At 39.3% G+C, this 11,526-nt stretch carries 14 protein-coding genes; all 14 read left to right on the top strand.

Features of this window, described 5'->3' with window-relative positions:
* The first annotated feature begins 76 nt into the window (after positions 1–76).
* The 14 genes from atpF to flgF all read left to right on the top strand — a co-directional run bounded on the left by atpF (position 77) and on the right by flgF (position 11,438).
* Complete coding sequence (gene atpF, locus H0Z36_RS00225) at positions 77–697, top strand: F0F1 ATP synthase subunit B (protein ID WP_296862757.1); 621 nt, start codon at positions 77–79, stop codon at positions 695–697.
* Positions 691–1,239, top strand: a complete 549-nt coding sequence (locus tag H0Z36_RS00230) for a F0F1 ATP synthase subunit delta (protein ID WP_296862759.1) — start codon at positions 691–693, stop codon at positions 1,237–1,239. Before atpF ends, H0Z36_RS00230 begins: the two co-directional genes overlap by 7 nt.
* Before the next feature lie 21 nt (positions 1,240–1,260).
* Complete coding sequence (gene atpA, locus H0Z36_RS00235; protein ID WP_296862761.1) at positions 1,261–2,775, top strand: F0F1 ATP synthase subunit alpha; 1,515 nt, start codon at positions 1,261–1,263, stop codon at positions 2,773–2,775.
* 11 nt (positions 2,776–2,786) lie between these two features.
* The gene (gene atpG, locus H0Z36_RS00240) at positions 2,787–3,671 is read left to right on the top strand and encodes an ATP synthase F1 subunit gamma (protein WP_296862762.1); all 885 of its coding nucleotides are present in this window, start codon (positions 2,787–2,789) and stop codon (positions 3,669–3,671) included.
* Between the two features lie 3 nt (positions 3,672–3,674).
* Positions 3,675–5,105 carry a F0F1 ATP synthase subunit beta gene (atpD, locus tag H0Z36_RS00245; RefSeq protein ID WP_296862765.1) on the top strand — a complete coding sequence of 477 codons (1,431 nt, stop codon included), beginning with the start codon at positions 3,675–3,677 and terminating at the stop codon, positions 5,103–5,105.
* A gap of 3 nt (positions 5,106–5,108) precedes the next feature.
* Positions 5,109–5,528 carry a F0F1 ATP synthase subunit epsilon gene (locus H0Z36_RS00250; protein WP_296862767.1) on the top strand — a complete coding sequence of 140 codons (420 nt, stop codon included), beginning with the start codon at positions 5,109–5,111 and terminating at the stop codon, positions 5,526–5,528.
* Between the two features lie 71 nt (positions 5,529–5,599).
* Positions 5,600–5,815, top strand: coding sequence for a hypothetical protein (locus H0Z36_RS00255; protein WP_296862769.1), 216 nt, complete (start codon positions 5,600–5,602; stop codon positions 5,813–5,815).
* Between the two features lie 42 nt (positions 5,816–5,857).
* Positions 5,858–5,998 (top strand): hypothetical protein, encoded by a 141-nt coding sequence (locus tag H0Z36_RS00260; RefSeq protein WP_296862770.1) that lies wholly within the window; start codon positions 5,858–5,860, stop codon positions 5,996–5,998.
* 182 nt (positions 5,999–6,180) lie between these two features.
* Positions 6,181–6,924 (top strand): YwmB family TATA-box binding protein, encoded by a 744-nt coding sequence (locus H0Z36_RS00265; protein WP_296862772.1) that lies wholly within the window; start codon positions 6,181–6,183, stop codon positions 6,922–6,924.
* A 74-nt stretch (positions 6,925–6,998) separates the two neighbouring features.
* Positions 6,999–8,240 carry a UDP-N-acetylglucosamine 1-carboxyvinyltransferase gene (gene murA, locus H0Z36_RS00270; protein WP_296862774.1) on the top strand — a complete coding sequence of 414 codons (1,242 nt, stop codon included), beginning with the start codon at positions 6,999–7,001 and terminating at the stop codon, positions 8,238–8,240.
* A 112-nt stretch (positions 8,241–8,352) separates the two neighbouring features.
* Complete coding sequence (gene spoIID / locus H0Z36_RS00275) at positions 8,353–9,189, top strand: stage II sporulation protein D (RefSeq protein WP_296862776.1); 837 nt, start codon at positions 8,353–8,355, stop codon at positions 9,187–9,189.
* A gap of 60 nt (positions 9,190–9,249) precedes the next feature.
* Complete coding sequence (gene spoIIID / locus H0Z36_RS00280) at positions 9,250–9,519, top strand: sporulation transcriptional regulator SpoIIID (protein ID WP_296862778.1); 270 nt, start codon at positions 9,250–9,252, stop codon at positions 9,517–9,519.
* A 78-nt stretch (positions 9,520–9,597) separates the two neighbouring features.
* Positions 9,598–10,626: a rod shape-determining protein gene (locus H0Z36_RS00285; RefSeq protein ID WP_296862780.1), complete on the top strand. Its 1,029-nt coding sequence runs from the start codon at positions 9,598–9,600 to the stop codon at positions 10,624–10,626.
* Between the two features lie 65 nt (positions 10,627–10,691).
* Positions 10,692–11,438: a flagellar basal-body rod protein FlgF gene (gene flgF / locus H0Z36_RS00290; RefSeq protein WP_296862782.1), complete on the top strand. Its 747-nt coding sequence runs from the start codon at positions 10,692–10,694 to the stop codon at positions 11,436–11,438.
* Positions 11,439–11,526 lie beyond the last annotated feature (88 nt).

The raw sequence follows: 11,526 nt of genomic DNA on the forward strand, positions 1-11,526 counted from the left end.
ATAGAGCACTTATTATTTGGAAATTTAGCTCTATCGCCTGAATACTATTTGTTCTGAGATTGGAGGTAAAACGTCCGTGATAAGAAAAAGAAATGTTTTTATGATCCTCCTTTTAACCCTTATTATGACCATAGGATTTGCAAGTTTAGCTTATGCCAGTGGAGCCGGGGCAGGAGGGGTTATACCTGCACCTGAAGGGCATACGCCTAAGCTGTTTAACTGGTATGCCATAGGATGGACTGCTGTTAACTTTTTTATACTGTTAGCGATATTATATAAGTTTGCTTTTGATCCGATTAACAATATGTTGGAACAGCGTACTAATACTATTGAAAGCTCACTTAAGCATGCCGAACAGGTAAAAGTAGAAGTTGAAGAAATGAGGAAAGAAGCACAGGCTAATTTAGCTGAGTCCCGCAAACAGGCTCAGGAAATAGTAGCCCGTGCCACCAAGGCTGCAGAAGATGCTAAAGATGAAATTATAGCCAAGGCTCAGCAGGAAGCCGACAATATCAAAGATAAGGCTTATGCAGAAATCCAGGCAGCGACTGAAAAAGCTAAGATGGAACTTAAAGATGCTGCTGTCATGTTAGCTTTAATGGCAGCAGAAAAGGTTTTAGAACGTGCAATTACTGATGAGGATCACAAGAACATGGTGAAAAACTTTGTTAATGAGGCAGGCGATTTGATGTGTTAAATAAAAGCGTCGCTAGACGCTATGCCGAAGCTTTTTTCAGCCTGGCACAGGAACAGGGAAAGATTGATGAATTTGAAAAAGATTTAGAAACAGTAGTTAAGATACTCAATGAAACCGAATATTTAAAGGAATATTTAGGGCATTTGTTAATCCAGCCCCAGGCCAAAAAAGATGTGATGACAAAGCTTTTGGCTGAAAAGGTATCTCAAAATACGCTTAACTTTATACATTTGATTGTTGATAAAAGGCGTGAAAAATATATAGAAATCATAACCGAAGAGTATAAGAACATGGCGGATGAATCACGCAATATCACAAAGGCGGAGCTTGTGGCTGCTCGTGAAGTGCCGGAAGAATATATTAAGGATTTAGCTGAAAAGCTGTCAAAAGCAACAGGAAAAACTATTAAAATTACACAAAAAGTTGAACCTGCTTTACTTGGGGGCGTGAAAATCCGGATTGGCGATCAGGTTATTGATGGTACGGTAGCCAAGAAACTGGAAACGCTGCGTGAAAAATTAAGACAGGCAAAGATAAGTTAATTGATAGGGGTGAGCACATAAATGAGTATCAGACCTGAAGAGATTAGCGCTATATTAAAACAGCAGATTGAGCGCTACCAATCAGAGGTCGAAGTTAGCAATGTGGGCTCTGTAATATATGTTGGTGATGGTATCGCCCGTATCTATGGATTACAGGGTGCCATGGCTGGCGAGCTTTTAGAGTTTCCGGGTGGAACTTATGGAATGGTTCTCAATCTGGAAGAAGATAATGTCGGTGCCGTTTTGTTAGGTAACTATGAACACATCAAAGAAGGCGACATAGTTAAGGCTACTGGAAGAATAATGGAAGTTCCGGTTGGTAAAGCCATGCTGGGAAGGGTAGTTAATGCATTAGGGCAGCCGATTGATGGAAAAGGCCCTATAAATGCAACTGCCTATAGACCTATTGAGCGTATAGCTCCGGGTGTTGTTACCCGTGCACCAGTTGATACTCCTATGCAGACAGGACTTAAGGCTATTGACTCCATGGTTCCTATTGGAAGAGGACAGCGTGAGCTTATTATAGGCGACCGCCAAACTGGTAAAACTGCAATTGCCATAGATGCGATTATAAATCAGAGGGAAAAGAAAGATATGATATGCATCTATGTTGCAATAGGACAAAAGCAGTCAACGGTTGCCGGTATAGCTGCTAAACTTGAAGAAATGGGAGCTATGGATTATACCATTATAGTTGCTGCTACTGCTTCTGAACCTGCACCTCTGCTCTACATAGCACCGTATGCAGGTGTAGCAATGGCAGAAGAATTTATGGAAACAGATAAGGCGGATGTTCTTATAATTTATGACGACCTTTCTAAGCATGCAGTTGCTTATCGTGAAATGTCACTCTTGCTCAGACGTCCTCCTGGACGCGAAGCTTATCCGGGCGATGTATTCTATCTGCATTCCCGCCTCTTAGAACGGGCATGTAAGCTGAATGAAGCACATGGCGGAGGGTCAATTACTGCCCTGCCGATAATTGAAACCCAGGCAGGCGATGTTTCTGCATATATACCGACTAATGTTATATCAATAACTGATGGACAGATATATCTGGAAACTGATTTGTTCTATGCTGGTCAGCGTCCGGCTATTAACGTAGGGCTTTCCGTAAGCCGTGTAGGTGGTGCTGCTCAAACCAAAGCTATGAAATCAGTTGCTGGACAGCTCCGACTTGACCTGGCTCAGTATCGTGAGCTGGCTGCATTTGCCCAGTTCGGTTCTGATTTGGATAAGGCTACATTGGCACGCCTTACCCGTGGTGAAAAAGTAAGTGAAATCCTGAAACAAAAACAGTATAACCCGATGCCCATGGAAGAACAGGTAGTAATAATCTATACCGGTGTAAATGGATTTTTAGATGATATTCCTACCAACAGAATCGCTGAATTTGAACAGGATTTCCTGAAATATATGCACAGTACACATGCTGATATATTAGCCACTATCAGAGACACCGGAAGGCTGGAGGATGATACCAAGGAAAAACTGAACCGGGCGATTGAAGAATTTAAGTCAACTTTTGCAGTTTAGGCGGTGATTAGATGGCAGGAGCAAGTGTAAGAGACTACAAACGCCGGATACGCAGTGTAAAAAACACTCAGCAAATCACCAAGGCTATGAAAATGGTAGCAGCAGCCAAACTGCGCCGGGCTCAGGAGAGTGCGGAGGCTTCCCGGCCTTATACTGAAACTTTGCGTGATACCATAGCCCGTTTAGCTGCTGTAGCAGGTGACATTGAACATCCATTGCTGCAAAAAAGGGAAGAAGTGCGAAAAGTGGGATATATAGTGGTTACAGCTGACCGCGGGCTTTGCGGTGCATATAATACTAACATTATTAAAGCGGTTAATACTGCTATTGAAGAGGACGAACGAGATGTTGAATTTAATGTTATAGCAGTAGGGCGTAAAGTGCGCGATTTTTTCCGAAAGCGTGGTGGACTGGTAGCTGAATATGTTAACCTGGGAGACGTTGTGAATTATGCAGACGCCAGGGAAATCGGGCAGTATGTAATGAAAGCCTATGAAGACGGTGAACTTGATGAAGTATATGTTGTTTATGCACGCTTTGTAAATGCGCTGCGTCAGGTTCCGACAATTGAAAAGATATTGCCCATTGAACCACCAACTCAGGAAGGGGAAACGGAAGAAACTTTTGTTGAGTATATTTACGAGCCGGATGTCAAAATTATACTGGAAAGCTTATTACCACGCTATATCGGCAGCCAGATATATCATGCCATGCTGGAAGGGAAAGCGAGTGAACACGGTGCGCGTATGACCGCAATGGGCAATGCAACTGAAAATGCGGGAGAAATCATTGACAGTTTGACTCTGGAAATGAACAAAGCGCGTCAGGCTGCAATTACCAAAGAAATCCTGGATATAGTTGGTGGAGCCGAAGCTCTCAAAAAAGGAGGAAAGTAGAGAATGGCTAATGTAACTTATGGCGAGGTAGTCCAGGTTATAGGTGCGGTTGTCGATATAAAGTTTAAACCTGGTGAATTACCCGATCTTATGAATGCTATTAAAATAAAGGCAGAAGATCAAGACTCCAGTTACAGAGGACCTAAAGACTTAGATATTACCCTTGAGGCTATGCAGCTTTTAGGAAATGATACTGTAAGATGTGTTGCTCTGCAGTCAACCGACGGTGTTATGAGGGGGATGAAGGCGGTCAATACTGGTGATCCCATTAAAGTTCCGGTAGGAGAAGGATGTCTGGGAAGAATACTTAATGTACTTGGCGAGCCGGTTGATGAAAAAGGCGCTGTTGATGCAGCAGAATACTGGGCTATTCACCGTCGTCCGCCGGCATTGGTTGACCAGACGCCGGCCACTCAAATATTGGAAACTGGCATAAAGGTTACCGACCTTATCTGCCCATATGCAAAAGGTGGTAAGATAGGCCTCTTTGGCGGTGCGGGTGTTGGCAAGACAGTTATAATAATGGAACTTATAAGGAATATCGCCTATGAGCACGGCGGTTATTCAGTTTTCACCGGTGTTGGTGAGAGAACCCGTGAAGGGAACGACTTATGGCTTGAAATGAGTGAATCTGGAGTTATTGAAAAGTGTGCACTGGTATATGGACAGATGAATGAGCCGCCAGGAGCACGTTTGAGGGTTGCTTTAACCGGACTTACCATTGCGGAATATTTCCGTGATGTAAAGGGACAGGATGTTTTGATATTTATAGATAATATATTCCGTTTTGCTCAGGCAGGTAACGAAGTTTCAGCCCTTCTCGGACGTATGCCGTCTGCTGTTGGTTATCAGCCTACTCTGGCAACCGATATGGGAACTTTACAGGAACGCATTACCAGTACCCGTTATGGTTCAATAACTTCAGCTCAAGCGGTTTATGTCCCGGCTGACGACTTGACTGACCCGGCACCGGCGACTACCTTTGCTCACCTTGATGCAACTACGGTTTTGGCTCGGTCTATTGCCGAAAAAGGAATATATCCTGCAGTTGACCCGTTGGATTCTACATCGCGAATCTTAGATCCGCAGATTTTAGGAGAAAAACATTATTATGCAGCACGTGGAGTACAGCAAATACTGCAGAGATATAAGGAACTGCAGGATATTATAGCTATACTGGGCATGGATGAATTGACTGATGAAGACAAATTGATAGTAGCTAGAGCTAGAAAGATTGAGAGGTTCCTGTCTCAACCGTTCCATGTTGCAGAACAGTTTACCGGTAACCCAGGCATATATGTACCGGTAGCAGAAACGGTTGAATCATTTACTCAGGTCTTAGAAGGTAAACATGACAATTTACCTGAGGCAGCATTCTATATGGTAGGAAATATTGATACGGTACTTGCCAAAGCTAAGAGTCTGGAGGCGTAGCCTATGGCAGAAAACACCTTTATGTTAGAAATAATTACGCCGGAAGAAATCCTTCTGCGTGAAGAGGTTCAGTTTCTTGTAGTTCCTGAAACCCAGGGTGAACTAGGGGTTTTGAAAAATCATGCACCAATGATTGCGGCTTTGAATATTGGGGTTTTAAGATATACTGATGCTGATGGTCAGATTCGTAAAGTCGCTATCAGCGGAGGCTTTATGGAAGTAATTTATAATGAAGCCCGGGTTTTGGCAGAAACAGCAGAACTGGGAAATGAAATTGATGTGTTGAGGGCTCAGGAAGCCTTGAAACGGGCTAAAAGAAGGCTAGAACAGCGAGACGAAAATATTGACTTTGTTCGTGCCCAAAAGGCTTTGCAGAGAGCTATTGCGAGGCTTAAAGCAGCTGATGCTTATAATGAACAGTAGAATTGTTAAAGCCGGAAGTTTTGTGCTTCCGGCTTTAAGCTAGAAAAAGAAAGGCTTAAAGAGGTTTGAATGTGGATAAGCAAAGCATAATTAAAGTTTTTTTAATAGCTATCCTTATCTACTATCTGATTAAAGTAGCCTTGTTCCTTTTATTATGGCAGATCTTGCACCAGATGGAGGAAAAGGGAAGAAAGAGAGTTGAAAAGAGAAAAAGGATTATAGAAGAACAGCGCCAAAAAAGGCAGGAAAAATGGGCTAAATATTATGATGGTAAAAATAAAAAATAATCAGATTTTGAGGGATAAAATATGCAGGAAAAATTTATATATATGATAGTTTCTGTTTTTGTTATTACGGTGCTTTTTGGTATACTTATATGGTGGCAGCTGGGAAGAGTCCAGAAAAGGGCTTTAGAAGCCAAAAAGAAAAAAGAGATTTACTTGGAACAGATGCAAAAAAAACAGGAATAAATTAGTTGGGTTTTACCTGATTTTGTTGAAGGGTGTATTGATGAAAAAGGAAAAGATAAATAATTCGAAAACCTGCTCAAAGCAGGTTTTAATTTTTTTCCCCCACTTTAAATCATGAATAAACCTGTTTAGTCAAGGCAAAAATTTTTAATAGGAAAGTATTGGGGGAGGTTTTTTTATTTATGAAAAAGATTTTATTATATTTAACAGTTTTTACAATATTATGTTTTTTTGGCAGCTTTACTATAGATTACACTATTGGCAAACAGCTTACGAATCGTTCACCATATTACCTAGCTTTTACATCAATCGGTGCAAATTCTCTCTCATCAAATTTAGATGCTTGGGCAAAAATAAAAACAGATTCATCTCCTTCTGAATTAAAGGCATATATGCTAAAAATACTGGCAGGTTTCAATATATCTTTTACTCCGGAGAACATGAAGTTGGTGGAAGATGATAAAAAGAATACGATTTTTTATCAATACAGCGATAACAAGATGAAAATCGTTTTAGTTTTAGAATCGGATCTTATCCTAGAGGAAACCTTTTTTGTAGTATCTGTCAATGAAAAGGGAGATATAACAGATTTAAGAAAATGGGAGTCCCGGCTCAATGAGCTTATCGGGATAAAATGGACGTATTATTATACCTATCAAGGAGAACTTGACGGAATAATTAATTTTGAATCACAAGATGAACTTATAAAAGTAATATTAAAAAATTTAGATGCGAAAGAGAGAAACTGGTTTAAAAATAAAAAAGTTACCAGCTGTGCAGCCTATTCTTCAAAACTTAAGCCATATATCAATTCAGTGCAAGTCGGAGTTAATAGATGCAACTTACAGATAGCCATTACCCCGGATGAAAAAAGGAATAAAACATATATAATAATCGGGGCACCGCTTATATTAGGAGAATATTAAATTTTGCGTAAAAGCCCGACACTTTCAATAATTTAGTGTCGGGTATATTTTACCCTGAAAGGAGGTGATTATTTATGAAAATGGTTGTTCAGGGAGAAGCCAGGCTTACCGGAGAGGTGGAGATAAGTTCATCTAAAAACGCAGTACTGCCGGTTTTAGCGGCTACACTTTTAACAGAAGAAAAGGTAGTTTTGAGAAAGGTGCCGTTTATAGAGGATGTAAAAGTAATAAAGTTTTTGTTGAAAGAATTGGGAGTAGAAGTTAAAGAAGATAAAAAAGACCTGAATATTATTGGACAAGCCAGATATAATCATCCCCCATATGAAATGGTGAAGAAAATAAGGGCTTCATTTCTTTTGATGGGACCTGTTTTAGCAACCAAAGGATTAGTGAGGGTTTCTTTGCCAGGAGGTTGTGCTATAGGAACCAGGCCGATTGATTTACATTTAAAAGGGTTTAAAGCCTTGGGAGCTCAGTTTACTTTTTCCGGGGGCGATATTATAGCAAGGGTTAATAAATTGAAAGGGACTCATATCTATTTAGATTTTCCAAGTGTAGGAGCAACAGAAAACATAATGATGGCAGCAGCCCTGGCAAGTGGAACAACTTACATTGAAAATGCGGCTCTAGAGCCGGAAATAGTAGATTTAGCAAATTTCATAAATTCAATGGGAGGGAAAATAAGCGGAGCTGGTACTAATATAATTAGAATTGAAGGGGTAAAAGAACTTAAAGGAACAGAATATTCCTGTATTCCTGATCGGATTGAAGCGGGTACTTTTATGTTAGCAGCAGCTGCTACGGGAGGAGATGTTTTAATAAATAATGTTATTCCCGAACATGTAAAAGCAATTACTGCCAAGCTTATTGAAACAGGAGTCGAAGTTGAGGAAAGGGGTAGTCAGATAAGGGTAAAAGGACAGAAAAAAATAAATCCGGTTTATATCAAAACTATGCCATATCCCGGTTTCCCAACAGATATGCAGGCCCAATTTATGGCTTATTTAAGCTGTGCGGATGGAAGCAGCATAATTACAGAATCGGTTTTTGAAAATAGATTTATGCATGTCCAGGAATTAATGCGCATGGGGGCATCTATTAAAATTGAAGGTAAAACAGCAATAATAAAAGGAGTTTCAAAATTACATGGAACAGAGGTAATTGCTACTGATCTGAGGGCAGGAGCAGCCCTTTTAATAGCTGGGATGATGGCTCAAGGAAGTACGACTGTTACTAACAGCTATCATATTAACCGGGGTTATGAAAATGTAGTGGAAAAATTAAGAGCTTTAGGAGCAGATATAAAAGAGGTATAACTGGCATATAAGTCTTTTTTTTTTAATAAAATTTGGCATGAAGAAAAAATATGTAATTATTTTATTGATTTTTATAATTATTTTTTTTGGTTTAAAATGTTCAAAAAATAAAATGGAGGTTAGGGAAGGGCTTGATATAAGATTATATTTAAGCAGAGAAAAGAAAATAATAAAAATAAATTTAGAAGAGTATGTAGTTGGGGCAGTTGCAGCGGAAATGCCGGCTTCTTTTGAAATAGAAGCGTTAAAAGCCCAGGCAGTATGTGCAAGGACTTATGCAGTAAGAAAAATATTGAGCGGACGTAAATATGAAGGGGGAGCTGACCTTTCAGATGATGTAAATGAATGTCAGGCATATATATCCCCGGAAAATTTTAAGAAAAAAGATCCTGACAGGAGTGGCCAATTCCTTAATAAAATAAAGCAGGCAGTTGTTCAAACAGAAGGGATAATAATAGTTTATGAAGGTGAACCTGTGGATGCCTTATATCACTCTACCTGCGGAGGAAAGACGGCCAATGCAGATGAAGTATGGCAAAAGAGGTTACCGTATCTCAGATCTGTAAATTGTAAATACTGTACTTCTTCACCTTATTATATAAAAAAATATCAAATAGAATGCAGCCATATAAAAAGAGTGTTGAATATAGATAAGGATATCAAGACTATAAAAATTGTTGAAAGGGATAGTACCGGAAGAGCTCGAAAAGTTAAAATAAATGATCATATTTTTGAAGCTAGTTTACTGCGCCGAAAGTTAAATTTACCTTCAACCTGGTGGGAATTTATTAGAAAAGACGATAAAATTGAGATAAAAACCAGGGGATATGGACATGGAGTTGGATTATGTCAATATGGAGCAAATGGAATGGCTCTCAGGGGATATGATTATAAAGAAATAATTAAATATTATTACCATAATGTAGAATTTTATAAAATGAATTATTAAGTTCTCCTTCCTCTTTGAGGTGAATATATTTTTTAATAATCACCTTGAGGGAGGAAAGAGATGCAAAATTATATAAGAAAAAGAGCGGTTAAAATTGCTCAGTATATTATAAAAACTTCAAATACAGTAAGACAAACCGCAGAAGTTTTTGGGATTAGCAAGAGCACGGTACATAAAGATGTAACAGAAAGACTTCCTCACATAAATAAAGAACTGGCAGAAGAGGTTAAGAAAATATTAGAGCAGAACAAGGCAGAGAGGCATATAAGAGGGGGGGAAGCTACCCGTAAGAAATATGCCGCAATTAAAAACACGGGTAAGAAAATCTGAAATATTGATAGCCATAAAATAATATTAAAGGTAAAATAATGTTGTAAAATTAAATATTTCAGGGAGGGCATTAAATTAATGTTTTTTACCGAAGATATAGGAATTGATCTGGGGACGGCCAGTGTATTAGTTTTTAAGAAGGGAAAAGGAATTGTCTTACATGAACCTTCAGTAGTGGCCATTGATAAAAATACCGGCAAAGTTATAGCAGTAGGTGAAGAAGCCAGGCGAATGCTGGGTAAAACACCGGGACATATAGTAGCAGTTCGACCGTTAAAAGATGGAGTAATTGCTGATTATGATATGACCGAAAAAATGCTTTCTACCTTTATACGCAAAATTGTGGGTCAAAAACTTTTTTTCAAACCGCGGGTAATTGTATGCATTCCGACCGGGGCGACTGATGTAGAAGAGCGGGCAGTAAGACAGGCTACTATGGCAGCAGGAGCAAGACAAGCCTATATAATAGAAGAACCGCTGGCTGCTGCCCTTGGAGCAGGACTTAATATTTCAGAAGCTACCGGAAATATGGTGGTTGATATCGGTGGAGGAACTTCGGATATAGCTGTTTTATCGTTGGGAGGAATTGTTTGCAATGCTTCGCTGAGAGTAGGAGGAGACAAATTTGATGAGGCAATTGTACGCTATGTTCGCCGTGAATATAATTTAATGATAGGAGAAAGAACTGCTGAGGAGATAAAGATAAAAATAGGGACTGCATATGTTACAGAACAAAATCGCCACAAAACTATAGAGGTAAAAGGACGAGATTTGGTATCAGGCCTTCCTAAAACGATAAAAATTACCTCTGAACAGACTTGGGAAGCTTTGCAGGAACCGATAGAAGCGGTTATCGAAGGAGTAAAAAAGGTTTTGGAAATTACTCCTCCTGAACTGGCAGCAGATATAGTTAACAATGGAATTGTTATGACAGGAGGAGGAGCACTGCTGGATGGTCTAGATGTCCTGCTCTCTAAAAGGACAAACCTTCCGGTACATATAGCTGAAGATGCCATCAGCTGCGTAGCCAGAGGCACCGGCAAGGCCTTACAGGAAATGAACATACTTGAAAAAACAAAAAATAGAGGAGCAAGGAGGATTTTATAAAATTAAAGTTTTAGTGCTTCTTGAACGATATATAAAAAAAGCATTGAAAGTGGGGGTAAAAAACCTTGATAAAAGGCTTATATACCGCAGCGTCCGGAATGATGCTAAACATGGCCAAACAGGATGTAATTGCTAATAATATTGCCAATGTAAACTCAACTGGATATAAAAAAGACCAGACAGTTACCAAGGCTTTTCCGCAAATGCTCATAAGCCGGCTTAATGAAAAAGGTTCGCCTAAGGTTATAGGTTCTTTAGGGACCGGAGCTTGTGTATCCGGCATATATACTGATTACAGCAAAGGGAATTTAAAAAGAACGGATAATGAATATGATTTGGCAATTGATGGTGAAGGCTTTTTTGTTGTAGCTCTACCGGGAGGAGAAGAAGGATTTACGCGAAGCGGAAATTTTAAACTTAATCAGGAAGGCATACTGGTAAATAACCAGGGGTATCCGGTTTTAGATTACAATGATGATCTGATATACATTGAACAAGAGAACTTTACCATAGATGAGAGAGGTATAATATCAATAGATGGGGAAGAAATTACCCGTCTTAAAATTGTAGTTTTTGATGATTTGGGTCAGTTAATCAAAAAAGGAGATAACATTTATACATCTAGTGCAGGTTATACAGAAGATGATGCATCCAGGATACTGCAGGGATATTTAGAAGAGTCCAATGTAAATGCGGTAAAGGAAATGATAGATTTAATAACTGCAGTCAGAAGTTACGAATCTTTGCAAAAAGTAGTGCAAGCAGAAGATGAAGCGATAAAAACAGCTGTTAATCAAGTAGGAAGTGTATAAAATTTTGTTTTGGCCAGGGGACGGCTTAAAAATGCGCAATTGCATTTTTAAGCTGTTTTTTATTTGGCAAGAAAATGAGAGTTTAAGA

It is taken from the genome of Thermosyntropha sp. (genome assembly GCF_017656155.1).
In the GTDB taxonomy this organism is placed as follows: Bacteria; Bacillota; Syntrophomonadia; order Syntrophomonadales; family Syntrophomonadaceae; genus Thermosyntropha.